14 protein-coding genes and 1 pseudogene are annotated in these 17,223 nt (G+C 68.6%); 10 read left to right on the forward strand and 5 right to left on the reverse strand.

Annotation, left to right across the window (positions count from 1 at the left end; genetic code table 11):
* Nucleotides 1–45 precede the first annotated feature (45 nt).
* The 10 genes from uvrA (at nucleotide 46) to IE173_RS03930 (ending at nucleotide 11,147) form a co-directional block, all read left to right on the forward strand.
* Complete coding sequence (uvrA, locus tag IE173_RS03885) at nucleotides 46–2,946, forward strand: excinuclease ABC subunit UvrA (protein WP_191282013.1); 2,901 nt, start codon at nucleotides 46–48, stop codon at nucleotides 2,944–2,946.
* Nucleotides 2,947–4,839 (forward strand): excinuclease ABC subunit UvrC, encoded by a 1,893-nt coding sequence (gene uvrC / locus IE173_RS03890; protein ID WP_191282014.1) that lies wholly within the window; start codon nucleotides 2,947–2,949, stop codon nucleotides 4,837–4,839.
* Complete coding sequence (gene rapZ / locus IE173_RS03895; protein WP_373298444.1) at nucleotides 4,836–5,744, forward strand: RNase adapter RapZ; 909 nt, start codon at nucleotides 4,836–4,838, stop codon at nucleotides 5,742–5,744. The genes uvrC and rapZ overlap by 4 nt, the downstream gene beginning before the upstream one ends.
* A 31-nt stretch (nucleotides 5,745–5,775) precedes the next feature.
* Nucleotides 5,776–6,747, forward strand: a complete 972-nt coding sequence (whiA, locus tag IE173_RS03900) for a DNA-binding protein WhiA (RefSeq protein WP_191282015.1) — start codon at nucleotides 5,776–5,778, stop codon at nucleotides 6,745–6,747.
* Nucleotides 6,748–6,786: 39 nt separating this feature from the next.
* Nucleotides 6,787–7,413 (forward strand): superoxide dismutase, encoded by a 627-nt coding sequence (locus tag IE173_RS03905; RefSeq protein WP_191282016.1) that lies wholly within the window; start codon nucleotides 6,787–6,789, stop codon nucleotides 7,411–7,413.
* An 86-nt stretch (nucleotides 7,414–7,499) separates the two neighbouring features.
* Complete coding sequence (gene gap, locus IE173_RS03910; protein WP_191282017.1) at nucleotides 7,500–8,507, forward strand: type I glyceraldehyde-3-phosphate dehydrogenase; 1,008 nt, start codon at nucleotides 7,500–7,502, stop codon at nucleotides 8,505–8,507.
* Nucleotides 8,508–8,533: 26 nt separating this feature from the next.
* Nucleotides 8,534–9,715 carry a phosphoglycerate kinase gene (locus IE173_RS03915; protein ID WP_191282018.1) on the forward strand — a complete coding sequence of 394 codons (1,182 nt, stop codon included), beginning with the start codon at nucleotides 8,534–8,536 and terminating at the stop codon, nucleotides 9,713–9,715.
* Nucleotides 9,712–10,506 carry a triose-phosphate isomerase gene (gene tpiA / locus IE173_RS03920; RefSeq protein WP_191282019.1) on the forward strand — a complete coding sequence of 265 codons (795 nt, stop codon included), beginning with the start codon at nucleotides 9,712–9,714 and terminating at the stop codon, nucleotides 10,504–10,506. Before IE173_RS03915 ends, tpiA begins: the two co-directional genes overlap by 4 nt.
* Before the next feature lie 24 nt (nucleotides 10,507–10,530).
* Nucleotides 10,531–10,776, forward strand: coding sequence for a preprotein translocase subunit SecG (gene secG, locus IE173_RS03925; protein ID WP_191282020.1), 246 nt, complete (start codon nucleotides 10,531–10,533; stop codon nucleotides 10,774–10,776).
* Nucleotides 10,777–10,784: 8 nt separating this feature from the next.
* A complete protein-coding gene (locus IE173_RS03930; RefSeq protein WP_191282021.1) occupies nucleotides 10,785–11,147 on the forward strand; it encodes an RNA polymerase-binding protein RbpA in 363 nt (120 codons plus the stop codon).
* On the opposite strand, the gene pgl is transcribed toward IE173_RS03930, so the two are convergent.
* The 5 genes and pseudogenes from pgl to tal form a co-directional block, all read right to left on the reverse strand.
* Nucleotides 11,144–11,914 (reverse strand): 6-phosphogluconolactonase, encoded by a 771-nt coding sequence (pgl, locus tag IE173_RS03935; RefSeq protein WP_191282022.1) that lies wholly within the window; start codon nucleotides 11,912–11,914, stop codon nucleotides 11,144–11,146. The two genes, IE173_RS03930 and pgl, sit on opposite strands and share 4 nt — an antisense overlap.
* Nucleotides 11,911–12,828: a glucose-6-phosphate dehydrogenase assembly protein OpcA gene (locus tag IE173_RS03940; RefSeq protein WP_191282023.1), complete on the reverse strand. Its 918-nt coding sequence runs from the start codon at nucleotides 12,826–12,828 to the stop codon at nucleotides 11,911–11,913. The genes pgl and IE173_RS03940 overlap by 4 nt, the downstream gene beginning before the upstream one ends.
* Nucleotides 12,825–14,366 (reverse strand): glucose-6-phosphate dehydrogenase, encoded by a 1,542-nt coding sequence (gene zwf, locus IE173_RS03945; RefSeq protein WP_191282024.1) that lies wholly within the window; start codon nucleotides 14,364–14,366, stop codon nucleotides 12,825–12,827. Before zwf ends, IE173_RS03940 begins: the two co-directional genes overlap by 4 nt.
* Nucleotides 14,363–16,095, reverse strand: a pseudogene (locus tag IE173_RS15445) (glucose-6-phosphate isomerase). The gene zwf and the pseudogene IE173_RS15445 overlap by 4 nt, the downstream one beginning before the upstream one ends.
* The gene (gene tal / locus IE173_RS03960) at nucleotides 16,092–17,213 is read right to left on the reverse strand and encodes a transaldolase (RefSeq protein WP_191282027.1); all 1,122 of its coding nucleotides are present in this window, start codon (nucleotides 17,211–17,213) and stop codon (nucleotides 16,092–16,094) included. Before tal ends, IE173_RS15445 begins: the two are co-directional and overlap by 4 nt.
* Nucleotides 17,214–17,223: the final 10 nt, after the last annotated feature.

Below are 17,223 nucleotides of genomic sequence, written 5' to 3' on the forward strand. Positions count from 1 at the left end.
GGGCGCACCCCGGCGGATGTCAGTGACCCTCCGTACACTTGCGGGGTGTCGATTGCGTCAGTCCCGGGTGCCCACAAGCTGAGCGTCCGCGGAGCGCGCGTTCACAACCTCAAGAACGTCGATCTGGAGATCCCGCGGGATTCTCTCGTCGTCTTCACCGGGCTTTCGGGCTCCGGCAAGTCGAGCCTCGCGTTCGACACGATCTTCGCCGAGGGCCAGCGTCGGTACGTCGAGTCGCTCTCCGCCTACGCCCGGCAGTTCCTCGGCCAGGTCGACCGGCCCGACGTCGACTTCATCGAGGGGCTGTCGCCCGCGGTGAGCATCGACCAGAAGTCGACGAACCGCAACCCGCGCTCGACGGTCGGAACGATCACCGAGATCTACGACTACATGCGTCTGCTCTGGGCACGCATCGGCGAGCCGCACTGCCCGGAGTGCGGTGAGAAGATCCAGCGTCAGACGGTGCAGCAGATCGCCGACCAGCTCATGGAGCTCGAGACCGGCACCCGCTACCAGGTGCTCGCGCCGATCGTGTCGCAGAAGAAGGGCGAGTTCGTCGACCTCTTCGCCGAACTGCAGGCGGGCGGCTACTCGCGCGCCGTCGTCGACGGTGAGACGGTGCAGCTCTCCGAGCCGCCCGTACTCAAGAAGTCGTACAAGCACGACATCTCGGTCGTCGTCGACCGTCTCGTCGCGTCCGACGATCTGCTGACCCGGCTGACCGACTCGGTCGAGACGGCACTCGGGCTCGCCGGCGGGGTCGTCACGATCGACTTCGTGGATGTCGACGGGGCGGCGGGTGTGCGCACGTTCAGCGAGAAGCTGTCCTGCCCGAACAACCACCCCATCCAGCTCACCGAGATCGAGCCGCGCACCTTCTCGTTCAACGCCCCGTTCGGCGCGTGCCCGGAGTGCTCGGGCCTGGGCATCAAGATGGCGGTCGACACCGACCTGCTCATCGGCGACCCGAGCCTCACCCTCAACGAGGGCGTCGTGCTGCCGTGGAACCAGGCCGGCAAGGGGATGTACTCCTACTTCTCCCGCCTGCTGCAGGGCCTCGGCAAAGACCTGGGCTTCGACCTCGACACCCCGTGGCAGAACCTCTCCGAAGAGGCCCAGCAGGCGATCCTGCGCGGCAACGACTTCGAGGTGGTCGTGTCGTGGCGCAACCGCTACGGCCGCACCGTGAAGTACTCGACGGGCTTCGAGGGCGTCATGCCCTACATCGAGCGCAAGTTCCATGAGGCCGAAGGCGAATGGTCGAAGCAGCGCTACGGCGAGTACCTGCGCGAGATCCCGTGTCCGGTGTGCGACGGTCAGCGGCTCAAGCCCGAAGTACTCGCCGTGCTGGTCGACGGCGAATCCATCTCAGCGGTCGCGAACCTCAGCCTTGCCGCTGCCCACCAGTTCATGGACCGACTCGACCTCACCGAGCGGCAGGCGCAGATCGCCGCCCAAGTGCTGCGCGAGATCCGCCTTCGGTTGGAGTTCTTGCTCGAGGTCGGCCTGGGCTACCTCACGATGGCGCGCGCGGCGGCGACGCTCTCCGGCGGCGAGGCGCAGCGCATCCGCCTGGCGACGCAGATCGGATCGGGACTCACCGGAGTGCTCTACGTGCTCGACGAACCGAGCATCGGCCTGCACCAGCGCGACAACCGGCGACTCATCGACACCCTGGTGAAGCTCAAGAACCTCGGCAACACGCTCATCGTCGTGGAGCACGACGAAGACACCATCCGCACCGCCGACTGGCTCGTCGACATCGGACCGGGGGCCGGCGAGCACGGCGGAGAGGTCGTGCACTCGGGCGACTACGCCTCGCTGCTGGGCAACCCGCGATCCGTGACCGGCGACTACCTCGCCGGACGCCGTTCGATCGAGATGCCCGCCCGCCGTCGCCCGATCGACAAGAACCGCCAGATCATCGTCGAAGGCGCGAAGGCCAACAACCTCCAGGACGTCACGGTGAGCTTCCCGATCGGCGCGTTCGTCGCCGTCACCGGCGTGAGCGGCTCGGGCAAGTCGAGTCTCGTCAACGACATCCTCTACAAGGTGCTCGCCAACGAACTCAACGGCGCCCGTCAGGTGCCCGGCAAGCACCGGCGCGTCACCGGCCTGGAGCACCTCGACAAGGTCGTGCATGTCGACCAGGCGCCGATCGGGCGCACCCCGCGCTCCAACCCGGCGACCTATACCGGGGTCTTCGACCGCATCCGCACCCTCTTCTCCGAGACGATGGAAGCCAAGGCCCGGGGCTACCAGCCCGGCCGCTTCTCGTTCAACGTCAAGGGTGGCCGCTGCGAGACCTGCTCGGGCGACGGCACGATCAAGATCGAGATGAACTTCCTGCCCGACGTCTACGTCGCGTGCGAGACCTGCGGGGGAGCGCGCTACAACCGCGACACCCTGCAGGTGCACTACAAGGGCAAGAACATCGCCGAAGTGCTCGACATGCCGATCAGTGAGGCGACCGAGTTCTTCGAGCCGATCAGCGCCATCCACCGCTACCTGAAGACCCTCGTGGAGGTCGGACTCGGCTACGTGCGCCTCGGGCAGTCGGCGACGACGCTCTCGGGTGGGGAGGCGCAGCGCGTCAAACTCGCGACCGAACTGCAGAAGCGCTCCAACGGGCGCAGCGTCTACGTGCTCGACGAACCGACGACGGGCCTGCACTTCGAAGACGTGCGCAAGCTGCTGATGGTGCTCAACGGTCTGGCCGACAAGGGCAACACGGTCATCGTCATCGAGCACAACCTCGACGTCATCAAGAGCGCCGACTGGGTCATCGACCTCGGGCCCGAGGGCGGCTCGGGGGGTGGCCAGGTCATCGCGACCGGCAGTCCCGAGCACCTCGCGACCGTCGAGGAGAGCCACACGGGGGTCTTCCTCCGCGAGATCCTGCGCCTCGAGGACGCGAGCGACGTGCCGGCGCGCAAGGCGGGCTAGGTGGCCGGTTCCACCCGGTCGGATGCGCTCGAGTGGCGTCCGAAGGCAGGGGAGATCCCCACCTCACCCGGGGTCTACCGCTTCCGGGATGCCCGCGGCCGGGTGCTCTACGTCGGCAAGGCGATCAACCTGCGCCAGCGGCTCAGCAACTACTTCCAGCCGATGCGCAACCTGCATCAGCGCACCCGCGCGATGGTGCTCACCGCGGCGGGGGTCGAGTGGACGGTCGTCGGCAGCGACCGCGAGGCGCTCGACCTGGAGTACGCCTGGATCAAGGAGTACGCGCCGCCGTTCAACGTGAAGTTCCGCGACGACAAGACCTACCCGTACCTGGTCGTGACGCTCGCCGACGAGGCTCCGCGGGTGATGGTCACCCGTAACCGCCGCATCCCCGGAGCCCGCTATTTCGGCCCGTACCCGAAGATCTGGGCGGTGCGCGACACGATCGACCTGATGGTGCGGGCGTTCCCCATCCGCACCTGCTCCGACTCGAGCTACAAGCGCGCGATGGCCACCGGCCGGCCGTGCTTCCCGGGCCAGATCGGTCGATGCGGAGGCCCGTGCTCGGGCCGGGTGTCGATCGGGGAGCACCGCCGGATCGTCGACGACTTCGTCGCGTTCATGGCGCATCCCGACCGAGGCGTCGTGACGCTGCTGCAGCGCGAGATGAAGTCCGCCGCCGCGGCCTTCGAGTACGAGCGCGCCGCGATCATCCGCGACCGTTTGCAGGCCCTCGAGAACGTTCTGGAGCGCAGCGCCGTGGTGCTGTCGGAAGACGCCAGCGACACGGATGTCTTCGGCATCGAGCACGACGAACTCGCCGCCGCCGTGCAGCAGTTCATGGTGCGCGGCGGCCGCATCACCGGTACCCGCAGCTGGGTCGTCGACACCGAGATCGACGTCACCGTGGGCGAACTGGTCGAAGCCGTCGTGCAGACCGCGTACGAGAACGACGAGCCGCCCCGGGAGATCGTCGTGCCGAAGCTGCCCGACGACGCCGCGGCCCTTGAGGCGTGGCTCGGCGATCGACGAAGCAAGGGCTCCGTCGCGTTGCGGGCCGCACAGCGCGGCGACAAGGCGGCGATCCTGCAGACCGCGACGATGAACGCGAAGCAGGCACTCGCGCTCTACAAGATGCGGCGCACCGGCGATTACGTCGCGCGCACCCAGGCGCTCACCGACATCCAGGAGGCGCTGGGGCTGGATGAGGCGCCGCTGCGCATCGAATGCTACGACGTCTCCCATCTCGGTGGCACCAACATCGTGGCGTCGATGGTGGTCTTCGAAGACGGCCTGCCGATCAAGAACGCCTACCGCAAGTTCGCGATCAGGGAGTACGCCGACGACCTCGAGTCGCTCTCCCAGGTGCTGCGTCGACGGCTGACGCGGCTCTCCGAAGACGAGGCGGAGCCCACCGCCGACGATCCAGCGCCCCGGAAGCGTTTCGCCTATCGGCCGGGGCTGATCCTGGTCGACGGCGGGGAGCCTCAGGTCAACGCCGCGGCCGCCGTGCTCGATGAACTCGGCATCGACGACATCCCGGTCGCGGGAATCGCCAAGCGGCTCGAGGAGATCTGGCTTCCGGGGGATTCGTTCCCCGTCATCCTGCCGCGCAACAGCGAAGCGCTCTTCCTGATCCAGCGCATCCGTGACGAGGCGCACCGGTTCGCGATCACCTTCCAGCGGCAGAAGCGCAGGAACGACATCGGATCGGTGCTGTCGGAGGTTCCCGGTCTGGGGCCGGCGCGGGTCAAGGTTCTGCTGGCGCACTTCGGGTCGGTCGCCCGGTTGCGTGCGGCATCCGTCGACGAGATCGCCGAGGTGCGCGGCGTCGGGCCGTCCCTCGCCGCGGCGATCGTCGGTAGGCTGAGCGGAGACAGCGAAGGGCAGTGACCGTGGCAGTGACCGGCGACCAGACCCGGGTCGAGGCGAGCGCACCACGTCGCGAGCTCCTGCTCGTCACGGGGATGTCGGGCGCCGGCCGGTCCACCGTCGGCAACGCTTTGGAAGACCTCGGCTGGTACGTCGTCGACAACCTTCCTCCGCAGATGCTGCGCCCGCTCGTCGACCTCTCCCGGCACACCGGCGAGACGATCCCGCGGGTCGCGGCGATCGTCGACATCCGCGGCGGCAAGCTCTTCGCCGACGTGCAGCAAGAGCTCGAGTCGCTGCGCGGAACCGACGACACCCGCGTGCTCTTCCTCGACGCGACCGATGCCGCCCTGGTGCGACGGTTCGAGTCGGTGCGCCGTCCGCATCCGCTGCAGGGTGACGGCACGCTGCTCGACGGCATCTCCGCCGAGCGGGCCCGGGTCGCCGAACTCCGGTCGCAGAGCGATCTGGTGATCGACACGAGCGAACTGAACATCCACCAACTGGCGATGCTCGTCGCCGAGCACTTCGCCGCCGTCGACGAGCCGACGACCCGGGTCACGATTCTCAGTTTCGGGTACAAGTACGGCCTCCCCTCGGACGCCGATCACGTCGCGGACTGCCGCTTCCTCCCCAACCCGTTCTGGGTTCCGGAGCTCAAGCCGCTCACCGGGATGGACCCGCGCGTCAGCGACTACGTGCTCGGGCTTCCGGGAGCCCGGGAGTTCATCGACGGCTACGTCGAGGCACTCCGCCCGGTGCTCGACGGGTACGGTCGCGAGAACAAGCGGCACGCTACGATCGCTCTGGGATGCACCGGCGGCAAGCACCGCTCCGTGGCGATGGCGGAGGAGCTCAAGGCCCGGCTGAGCGTGCTCCCGGGCATCGCGGTCAGCGTCAAGCACCGCGACCTCGGTCGAGAATGACCGACCTGATGACAGACCGAAGGACGACTGCGTGGCACTGACCGCCGATGTCAAAGAAGAACTCGCCGGAGTCGACGTGGGCAAGACGGCGGTGCGTGCCGCCGAACTCGCGGCCCTCCTGCGGTTCTCGAGCGGTCTGCACACGATCTCGCACCGCATCGCGGTGGAGGCCGAGCTGGAGTCGCCCAAGATCGCCCGACGCGTGCGCAAAGACCTCGCGGAGCTGTACGGGGTGCGCAGCGAGGTCTCGGTGATCTCGGGCAGCAACCTGCGCCGCACCAACACCTACCTCGTGCGCGTCATCGACGGCGCGGAGACGCTCGCTCGCCAGACCGGACTCATCGACGCGCGCAACCGCCCGGTGCGCGGGCTGCCGAACCGGCTGACGACCGGCTCCCGCGAAGAGCTCGCCGCGATCTGGCGTGGCGCCTTTCTCGCCACGGGGTCACTGACCGACCCCGGCCGTTCGGCCGCCCTCGAAGTGGTGTGCCCCGGTAACGAGGCCGCCATGGCGCTCGTCGGCGCGGCCGGACGTCTCAAGGTCTCCGCGAAGGCCAGAGAAGTGCGCGGATCGTTCCGGGTCGTCGTGCGCGACGGCGAGGCGATCAGCACGATGCTCCGGCTCATGGGGGCCGGGGCGAGTGTCGCCGCCTGGGAGGAGCTGCGCCAGCGCCGCGAAGTGCGGGCGACCGCCAACCGCCTGGTCAACTTCGACGACGCCAACCTGCGCCGATCCGCGCAGGCGGCGGTCGCCGCCTGCGCCCGGGTGGAGCGAGCCTTGGAGATCCTCGGCGACGAGGTGCCCGACCACCTGCGGTACGCGGGGGAGTTGCGCCTCGGGCACCGCGACGCGAGCCTCGACGAACTCGGTCACCACGCCGACCCGCCGATGACGAAGGATGCGGTCGCCGGCCGCATCCGCCGCCTGCTCGCGATGGCCGACAAGAAGGCTTCCGACCTGGGCGTGCCGGGTACCGACGCCGGGTTGCCCGACCTGGACTAGTCGCGGCGGGCGCCCACGCCCCCGGCGTAGGCTGAGTTCATGGCTGACTACACGCTTCCGGACCTCCCGTACGACTACGCGGCACTCGAGCCGCACATCAGCGCCAGGATCATGGAGTTGCATCACGACAAACACCACGCGGCCTATGTCGCGGGTGCCAACACCGCCCTGGAGAAGCTCGCCGAGGCGCGTGAATCGGGCGACTACGGCAACGTGCCGAAGCTCGAGAAGGATCTCGCTTTCCACCTCGGCGGCCACATCAACCACTCGATCTTCTGGAAGAACCTCACGCCGGATGGCGCGGGCAAGCCCGAGGGCGAACTCGCTGCCGCGGTGGACGAGTTCTTCGGCTCGTTCGACAAGTTCGTCGGTCACTTCAGCGCTGCCGCGAACAGCCTCCAGGGCTCCGGCTGGGCCGTGCTGGCCTGGGATCCGGTGGGTTCGCGCCTGCTGATCCACCAGCTGTACGACCAGCAGAACAACACGCCGCTCGGCGTCACGCCGATCCTGCAGCTCGACATGTGGGAGCACGCCTTCTACCTCGACTACGTCAACGTCAAGGCCGACTACGTGAAGGCGTTCTGGAACATCGCGAACTGGGCGGATGCCGGTGCGCGGTTCGAGGCGGCGCGCAAGGGAGCCGCGGGGCTGCTGCTACTGTCGTAGAGGACTTTCGAGGCGGCCGGGCCATGTTCTCGGCCGCCTCGGGCACCGCCACCACACCCCCCTACGACCACTTTCAAGGAGCATCTGTGTCGGTCAAGATCGGTATCAACGGCTTCGGACGGATCGGACGCAACTACCTCCGCGCCGCTCTCGCCAAGGGCAGCGACCTGGAGATCGTCGCCGTCAACGACCTCACGGACAACAAGTCGCTCGCGCATCTGCTGAAGTACGACTCGATCACCGGGCGGCTCGACGGAACGGTCGAGTACGACGGCGACCAGATCGTCGTCAACGGCAAGCCGATCCGCGTCTTCGAAGAGCGCGACCCGGCCGCGCTGCCGTGGTCGGACTATGGCGTCGACATCGTCATCGAGTCGACCGGCCGCTTCACCAAGGCCGAGGATGCCCGCAAGCACATCGACGGCGGCGGCGCCAAGAAGGTGCTCATCTCCGCACCGGCGACCGGCGAAGACGCAACCTTCGTCATGGGCGTCAACGAGGGCACCTACGACCCCGAGGCGCACCACATCATCTCGAACGCGTCGTGCACCACGAACTGCCTCGCGCCGCTCGCCAAGGTGTTCAACGACGAGTTCGGCATCGAGCGCGGGCTGATGACCACCATCCACGCCTACACCGCCGACCAGAACCTCCAGGACGGACCGCACAGCGACCTCCGCCGTGCCCGTGCCGCCGCGATCAACATCGTGCCCACGTCGACCGGCGCCGCGAAGGCCATCGGTCTGGTGCTGCCGGAACTGATCGGCAAGCTCGACGGCTTCGCCCTGCGCGTGCCGGTGCCGACCGGCTCGATCACCGACCTCACCGTGCAGGCCTCGAAGGCCGTCTCGGTCGACGCGATCAAGGCCGCCTACCAGGCTGCTGCCGAGGGCCCGATGAAGGGCATTCTCAAGTACACCGAAGACGAGATCGTCTCGAGCGACATCGTGTCCGACCCGCACTCGTCGATCTTCGACGCGGGTCTGCTGCGCGTTCTCGGCGACCAGGTGAAGCTCTCGAGCTGGTACGACAACGAGTGGGGCTACTCCAACCGTCTCGTCGACCTCACCGAGTACGTCGCCGACCGTCTCTAGCCCGCCCGGCTCGGCGCATCGACACAATGACTCTTCGCACCATCGAGACCCTCGGCGATCTCGCCGGCAAGGTCGTGCTGCTTCGCTGCGACCTCAACGTGCCGCTCGACGGCGGTCGGATCACGGATGACGGACGCGTGCGCGCATCGGTCCCCACGATCCGGAAGCTGCGCGACGCCGGCGCGTCGGTCGTCGCCATGTCGCACCTCGGCAGGCCCGACGGCGCTCCCGACCCGAAGTACAGCCTGGCGCCGGTCGCCGCGCGCTTGGCCGAACTGCTGGGGGAGCCGGTCGCCTTCGCGCCGGAGACCATCGGTGCGGGGGTGACCCTGCTCGAGAACCTGCGGTTCGACCCGCGGGAGGCGTCGAAGGATGCCGCCGAGCGCGAGTCGTACGCGGCCGAGCTCGCCGCCCTGGGCGACGTGTTCGTCTCGGACGGCTTCGGCGTCGTGCACCGCAAGCAGGCGAGTGTCTACGAGTTGGCGAAGGCACTGCCATCCGCGGCCGGCCTGCTCATCGCCACGGAACTCGACGTGCTCGATCGCCTCACGGCTCGACCCGCGAAGCCCTACACCGTGGTGCTCGGCGGCTCGAAGGTCTCCGACAAGCTCGGCGTCATCGACGCCCTGCTGCCGAAGGTCGACCGCCTGCTGATCGGGGGCGGAATGCTGTTCACCTTCCTGGCCGCGCAGGGCCACAAGATCGGCAAGAGCCTGCTCGAGGATTCCCAGTTCGAGACCGTGAAGCGCTACGTCGTGGAGGCGAAGGAACGCGGCGTCGAGCTGGTGCTGCCGACCGACATCGTGATGGCCTCGGGCTTCTCAGCGGATGCCGACCACGTCGTCGCGCCGGTCGAGGCCCTCGAGGAGACGCCATTCGGCGCGGAGGGCATCGGGCTCGACATCGGACCGGAGACGGCCGCGGCATTCGCCGCGCACATCCGCTCGTCGAGCACGGTCTTCTGGAACGGCCCGATGGGCGTGTTCGAGTTCCCGGCATTCGCCGAAGGAACCCGAGCAGTAGCTCAGGCCCTCACCGAGGTCGACGGCCTCGGTGTCGTCGGCGGCGGCGACTCCGCGGCCGCGGTGCGCGCGCTCGGGTTCACCGACGATCGTTTCGGTCACATCTCGACGGGCGGCGGAGCGAGCCTGGAGTTTCTCGAAGGTAAGACGCTTCCCGGCCTGGAGGTCCTCGGATGGCAGACATGATTTCCCAGAACCAGAGAGTCCCGCTGATCGCGGGCAACTGGAAGATGAACCTCGACCATCTGCAGTCGATCGCGTTCGTGCAGAAGCTGGCGTGGACGCTGAAGGACGCGCGTCACGACTTCGCGACCGCCGAGGTCGCGGTGTTCCCGCCGTTCACCGATCTGCGCAGCGTGCAGACCCTCGTGAACGCCGACGACCTGCCGATCGCGTTCGGCGGTCAGGACCTGTCGGCCCACGACAGCGGCGCCTACACCGGTGAGATCTCGGGGGCCTTCCTCAAGGCGCTCGACACGAAGTACGTGATCGTCGGTCATTCCGAGCGACGTCAGTACCACGGCGAGACGGATGCCGACATCGCCGCCAAGGTCGCCGCCGCGCACCGCCACGGCATCGTTCCGATCATCTGCGTCGGCGAGACGGCTGAGGATCTCGAGCAGCACGGGCCGAGCGCGGTTCCGGTGGCGCAGTTGCGCGTCGCTTTGGAGGGTGCGGCCACGGGCTCCGATATCGTCGTCGCCTACGAACCCGTCTGGGCGATCGGCTCCGGCCTGGCGGCCACCAGTGAGCAGGCTCAGCAGGTCTGTGCCGCCTTGCGCGGGGTGGTCGCGGAGGTGCTCGGCGACGACGTCGCCGAGGCGACGCGCATTCTCTACGGCGGCAGCGTGAAGGCCTCGAACATCGCCGGCTTCATGCGCGAGGCGGATGTGGACGGCGCCCTCGTCGGCGGCGCCAGCCTGCTCCTCGAGGAATTCGCCAGCATCGTGCGCTTCCAGAAGCACGTCGGAACCTGAGAAGCATCGTAGGATAGGCCGGTTATGTTCATCCTTCAGACCATCGTCCAGGTGCTGCTCGGAATCACGAGCCTCCTGTTGACCCTGCTCATCCTCTTGCACCGCGGTCGCGGCGGTGGTCTCTCCGACATGTTCGGCGGCGGCACCTCCTCGAACCTCGGCGCGTCCGGCGTGGCCGAACGCAACCTCAACCGCATCACCGTGATCCTCGCCCTGCTCTGGGTCGCGAGCATCGTCGTGCTGGGGCTCATCGTCAAGTTCTCTGGCTAGGAGTAGTCGTGGCATCTGGTGGTAGCGCGATCCGTGGCTCGCGAGTCGGTTCCGGTCCTATGGGCGAACAGGACCGCGGGTATCACGCCGATCGCATCTCGGTCTCCTACTGGGATGCGGCGGGCAACGAGATCGTGCGCCACTTCGCCGCGAACCTTCCCGACGAGGAGATCCCCGACGTCATCGACAGCCCGCAGACGGGACTGCCGGCCGGTCGCGACAAGGACAACCCCCCGCAGCTCGCCAAGACCGAGCCGTACAAGACTCATCTCGCGTACGTGAAGGAGCGCCGCAGCGACGCCGAAGCGGCCCAGCTGCTCGACGAGGCGCTCGATCAGCTGCGCTCGCGTCGCGGAGGCGGAACGGCCTAGCCTTCGTCGCTGGCGGTCCAGTACCGATCGCGGTCGATGAGCCCTTCGGGCACTTCGGCCGCGGCATCCTGATCGACGAAGAAGACGGTGCGCTTGCGTCCGCGCACGCCGGCAACCGGAACGGATGCGACGTTGGCGTCGGCGAGGGCCAGCCCGAGCGCCCCGGCCTTGTCGGCGCCGGCGAGAACCACCCAAATGCGCTCCGAGGAGTTGATCACCGGGAGGGTGAGCGACAGCCGCTCCGGCGGGGGTTTGGGCGAGTTCGTCTCGGCGACGACCTTCTTCGTCGTCTCCAGCACCGTCGCGTGGTCGGGGAAGAGCGAGGCGACGTGCCCGTCCGGTCCGACCCCGAGGAAGGTGATGTCGAAGGTCGTGTCGCCGAGTTCGGTCGCGTAGGCCTCGGCCGCGGCCTCGATGGTCGGGTGATCGCCGGGCGCCGGGAACGGATGCACGTTCTCCGGCGGAAGCGCGAGGTGGTCGAGCAGGGCGTTGCGGGCCTGCGTCTCGTTGCGGTCGGCATCGCCGTTCGGGAGGTAACGCTCGTCGCCCCACCAGAACCTCACGCGTGACCAGTCGATCCCCTCGCGGGCCGGGTTCTGCGCGACGGCCGCGAGGACGGCGATCCCAGTCGAACCACCGGTCAGGCAGACGTCGATCGTCGGATGCTCGTCGAGGAGGTCGATCACCTTGGTGAGAAACCGCGCCGCGACGCTGGCCTCCAGGCTTGCGGCATCCGGATGAACCAGCACGCGTCGTTCGCTCGTCATCGAGGGGAACCTTCCTGTCGCACGACGTCGCCGAAGAGCTCGTCAGGATCGAGCCTACGCAACTCCTCGGCGAGGCAGTCCCGCAGGCTCCGACGGGGGAGGGCGATATCGTGCGTCGGCTGGTTCGGCTGCGTGAGCGTCGCCACCCCGCCTTCGTCGCGCGAGAGGACGACCGACCCCGACGCGCGGTCGAGCCGCACGCTGTGGATGCCGCTGGGTCCGTCGCCGGGCTGCTTGATGACGAGGTCGACCTCGACCTGCAGCTGGAGGCCCAGCCACTGCGCGAGCAACTCCGTCGACGGCGAGTCGGATGAGCCGATGACCGAGACTCCCGTCACCGGTTCGTACGGCGGCTGATCCAGCACTGCCGCCAGCTGGGCGCGCCACAGGGTCAGGCGGGTCCACGCGAAGTCGGTGTCGCCGGGCGTGTAGTGCGTTCCGAGTCGCACGAGCGCCTCGACCGGATCGGCGGCAGCCGCGGCATCGGTGATGCGACGGGTTCCGATGCGGCCGAGCGGCGACGCGTGGGGATCGGGTGGCGCCTCGCCCGGCCACCAGACGACGACGGGTGCGTCGGGGAGCAGCAGGCCCGTCACGAGGCTCTCCGGGTCGGAAGTCGTCTCGCCGCTGGCGTGCAGCACGACGACCTCGCTGGCGCCGGCGTCGCCACCCACCCGGATCTCGGCATCCAGCCGGGTCTCGGCGTCGGGCGTCGTGCTGAGCACGATCACGCGCATCGGATGCTCACGGGAGGCGTCGTTCGCCGCCTCGATCGCGGCTTCGTCGGTGCGTCCGGCGCTGGAGATCACCAGCGTGAGCACGCGTCCGAGCGCGACGGCCCCACCCTCCTCGCGCACCTTGACGAGCGCCTTGGAAACGGCGCTGACCGTCGTGTCGGGCAGATCGACGATCACGGCCGCCTCCAGACGTGTCCGTTGCGGGCGAGCAGCTCGTCCGCGGAGGGCGGGCCCCAGGTTCCGGGCCGATACTGCTCGAGCGGTCCGCCGATGCTCTCCCAGTACTCCTCGATCGGGTCGAGGATCTTCCAGGACAGTTCGACCTCTTCGTGCCGGGGGAAGAGCGGCGGGTCGCCGAGCAGCACGTCGAGGATAAGCCGCTCGTAGGCTTCGGGGCTCGCCTCGGTGAAGGCGTGGCCGTAGCCGAAGTCCATCGTCACGTCGCGCACCTGCATTCCGGCACCGGGTACCTTCGACCCGAATCGGATCGTGACCCCCTCATCGGGCTGCACCCGGATCACGAGCGCGTTCTGGCCGAGCGCCGACGTCTGGCTTTCGGCGAACAGGTACTGCGGGGCGCGCTTGAAGACGACGGCGATCTCGGTGACCCGGCGTCCCAGGCGTTTGCCCGCGCGAAGGTAGAACGGAACGCCCGACCACCGTCGCGTGTTCACGTCGAGTCGCAGCGCCGCGTAGGTCTCGGTGGTCGAGGTCGGGCTCATCCCGTCCTCTTCCAGGAAGCCGCGCACCCGCTCGCCGCCCTGCCATCCGCCGGCGTACTGTCCGCGGGCGGAGACCAGCGAGAGATCCTTCGGCAGGTGCACGGCCGACAGCACCTTCTCCTTCTCGGCGCGGAGGTCACCGGCGTCGAACGAGACGGGTTCCTCCATCGCGGTGAGGGCGAACAGCTGCAGGAGGTGGTTCTGGATGACGTCGCGCGCGGCGCCGATGCCGTCGTAATACCCGGCCCGGCCGCCGACGCCGATGTCTTCGGCCATCGTGATCTGCACGTGGTCGACGTAGCGCTCGTTCCAGATCGGCTCGTAGAGCTGGTTGGCGAACCGCAGCGCCAGGATGTTCTGCACCGTCTCTTTGCCGAGATAGTGGTCGATGCGGAACACGCTGTCCGGCGGGAAGACGCTCTCGACGACGTCGTTGAGCTCGCGTGCAGTGGTCAGGTCGGAGCCGAACGGCTTCTCGATGACCACCCGTCGCCAGGCGCCGTTCTTCTGTTCCGCGAGGCCGGAACGCCGCAGCTGTTCCGTGACGACCGGGAAGGACTTCGGCGGAATCGACAGGTAGAACGCGTGGTTGCCCATCGTGCCGCGTTCGGCGTCGAGGGCCGCGAGCGTCTCGGTCAGGCGGTCGAAGGCGTCATTGTCGTCGAACTCGCCAATGACGAACCGGATGCCCTGGCGCAGTTGCTGCCAGACGGCTTCGTCGAACGGGGTGCGCGCGTATTGCTTGACCGCCTCGAGCACCACCTGTTCGAAGTCCTCGTCGGTCCACTCGCGGCGGGCGAAGCCGACCAGGCCGAAACCCGGGGGCAGGAGCCCACGGTTCGCCAGGTCGTACACGGCAGGCATGAGCTTCTTGCGCGACAGGTCGCCGGTCACCCCGAAGATGACGAGCGCGCTCGGTCCGGCGATGCGGTTGAGCCTCCGGTCGGAGGCGACGCGCAGCGGGTTCGAGCCCGCAGAGATCTGCACGCTCATCGGCCGCTGAGCTCCCGCAGCCTCTCTCCATCGCCTCGGATGTCGCCGAGGATGAGCGTCAGAACGGGCCGGCCGTGATCGGCGAGCACGCTCGCGTCACCAGCCGCTTGGGCGGTGATCAACTGCCCGAAGGTGAACGGTCGGTCGGGGATCGCGACGTCGTCCGCGCCCGCGCCGATGATCTGCAGGAAGCTGCCGTAGGCGGGGCCGCCCTTGTGGAACTGACCGGTCGAGTGCAGGAACCTGGGTCCCCAGCCGAACGTCACCGGGCGACCGATGCGCGCGGCGAGTGAGGCCCGCAGCTCTTCGAGTTCCGGGTAGGCGATGCGATCGAGGTAGACCTGAACCGAGAGGTAGCCGTCGGCCGGGACGGTCGCGAGCAGCGCATCGAGGGCCGCATCCACCGTCTTCTCGGCGGGCAGCACCAGACCCGCGGCGCGGACTCCGACGGTGCCGTCGGTGAAGGCCGGGGGAGCGGAAGGGGCGAGGTCGTCGATCAGCGCTCGGGCCGCGATCTTCGCCGACTCCACATCGGGCTGGTCGAACGGGTTGATGCCGAGCAGGCGTCCCGCGACGACCGTCGCGTACTCCCAGGTGAGCAACTGGGCGCCGAGGCTGCCCGCGATCTCCACCTCGCCCGCGGTCACCTCGTGGGTGGCCCGGGCGTCCTTCACCAGTCGGATCACCTGCAGGTCGGGCAGACCGAGGGTGAGCTCCGGCGCGTCCGTTTCGAGGACGATGGGCAGCAGGCCCTTGCCCTCTTTACCGGTGGATTCGGCGATCAGCTGCTCGGCCCAGTCGCCGCCCCCGACGATGTGCGTGCCGTCGGCGACGATCCCGATCTTGTCCTTGAGCGGGCGGGTGCCCGCCAACACGGCGCCGAGCACGAGACCCGGGTTGTCTTCGTTGTCGAGCGCGAGCGAGTAGCTGACCGNAACCCGACGATGTGCGTGCCGTCGGCGACGATCCCGATCTTGTCCTTGAGCGGGCGGGTGCCCGCCAACACGGCGCCGAGCACGAGACCCGGGTTGTCTTCGTTGTCGAGCGCGAGCGAGTAGCTGACCGCGTCGGCCTCGTCGAGCAGCTGACCGAGGTCGACACCGGCGAGGCCGCACGGCACGAGGCCGAAGGCGGTGAGCGCGGAATAGCGACCGCCCACGTTCGGGTCGGCGTTGAACACCCGGTAGCCGTCGGCTCGCGCAGCCTGGTCGAGGGGCGAGCCGGGGTCGGTGACGATGACGATGCGCTCGAGCGGGTCGATGCCGGCGGCCTCGAACGCGGCGGCGAACGCCCGCTTCTGGCTGTCGGTCTCGACGGTCGAGCCGGACTTCGAGGAGACGACGACCACCGTCGACGCCAGCGGTCCGGCGAGGGCGCCCTGCACCTGCTCCGGATCGGTGGAGTCGAGCACGACGAGCTCGACTCCGTAGGTCTTCGTGATGACCTCAGGCGCGAGCGACGAACCGCCCATGCCGCACAGCACCACATGGTGGACGCCCTTGGCGGCCAGATCCTCGCGCAGGGCGGCGATGTCGTCGACCAGCCCGCGCGAGACGGCCACGGCTTCGGTCCAGCCGAGGCGGATGGCGGCTTCGGCTTCGGCGGCCGCGCCCCACAACGTCGGATCCTGGGCGGTGATCGCGCCGGCGACGCCGTCGGACACGAGCTGCGGCACGACCCGCTCGATCGCCTCCGCCGCGGCGCCGGTCGCCGCGATCGTGACGGTCACTGTGTTGCTTCCGGACGCGCGGCCTCGAGGGCCGCTGTGACGGTGTCGAGCAGTTCGTTCCAGGAGACGATGAACTTCTCGACGCCTTCCTTTTCGAGCAGCGCGGTCACGTCGTCGTAGTCGACGCCCACGGCGGCGAGGTCGTCGAGCACCTTCTGCGCGTCGGCGTAGGAGCCGGTCACGGCGTCGCCGTGGAGCGGAGCGTGGTCGAACGTCGCCTCGAGGGTCTTCTCCGGCATCGTGTTGACGACGCCCGCGACGGCGAGCTCGGTGACGTAGAGCGTGTCGGGCAGCGCCGGGTCCTTGACTCCGGTCGAGGCCCACAGCGGCCGCTGCGGGTTGGCGCCCGCCGCGAGGAGCGCCTTCGCCTGGTCGGTCGCGAACTCACGCTCGAACAGCTGGTAGGCGAGCTGCGCGTTCGCGATGCCGGCCTTGCTCTTGAGCGCGAGGGCCTCGGGGGTTCCGATCGCTTCGAGGCGCTTGTCGATCTCGGTGTCGACGCGCGAGACGAAGAACGACGCGACGGAGTGGATCGCCGAGATGTCGTGGCCTGCGGCCTTCGCCTTCTCGAGGCCGTCGAGGTAGGCGTGGATGACGGCGCGGTGCCGCTCGAGGCTGAAGATGAGCGTCACGTTGACGCTGATGCCGGCCGCGATCGTCGCGGTGATGGCCTCGAGGCCCTCCACGGTCGCGGGGATCTTGATCATGGCGTTCGGCTTGGCGACCTTCGCCCAGAGCTGCTGGGCCTGGGTGATGGTGCCCGCGGCGTCGTGGGCGAGACCCGGCTCGACCTCGATCGAGACGCGGCCGTCGACCCCGCCCGACCGGGCGTAGACCGGCGCGAAGATCTCCGAGGCCGCGGCGACGTCATCCGTCGTGATCTCGAAGACCGCGTCCGCGGCCGACGTTCCGGCTTCCGCCAGGGCGGAGACCTGCTCGTCGTATGCCTGACCCTTGGCGAGGGCGCCGGCGAAGATCGTCGGGTTGGTGGTGACTCCCACGACATCGCGTTCGTCGATGAGCTTCTGCAGGCTCCCCGAGACGATGCGTTCGCGGGAAAGGTCGTCGAGCCAGATGCTGACGCCGAGTGCGGAGAGCTGCTGGGTGGTGCTGGTCATTTCAGGTGCC

The sequence above is a fragment of the Pseudolysinimonas yzui genome, from assembly GCF_014653215.1.
GTDB lineage: Bacteria > Actinomycetota > Actinomycetes > Actinomycetales > Microbacteriaceae > Pseudolysinimonas_A > Pseudolysinimonas_A yzui.

Coding starts and splice junctions, on each gene's coding strand:
- zwf (WP_191282024.1), bottom strand. CDS start 14,366: ATGAGCGTGCAGATCTCTGCGGGCTCGAACCCGCTGCGCGTCGCCTCC.
- tal (WP_191282027.1), bottom strand. CDS start 17,213: ATGACCAGCACCACCCAGCAGCTCTCCGCACTCGGCGTCAGCATCTGG.
- tpiA (WP_191282019.1), top strand. CDS start 9,712: ATGATTTCCCAGAACCAGAGAGTCCCGCTGATCGCGGGCAACTGGAAG.
- IE173_RS03905 (WP_191282016.1), top strand. CDS start 6,787: ATGGCTGACTACACGCTTCCGGACCTCCCGTACGACTACGCGGCACTC.
- IE173_RS03915 (WP_191282018.1), top strand. CDS start 8,534: ATGACTCTTCGCACCATCGAGACCCTCGGCGATCTCGCCGGCAAGGTC.
- pgl (WP_191282022.1), bottom strand. CDS start 11,914: ATGACGAGCGAACGACGCGTGCTGGTTCATCCGGATGCCGCAAGCCTG.
- secG (WP_191282020.1), top strand. CDS start 10,531: ATGTTCATCCTTCAGACCATCGTCCAGGTGCTGCTCGGAATCACGAGC.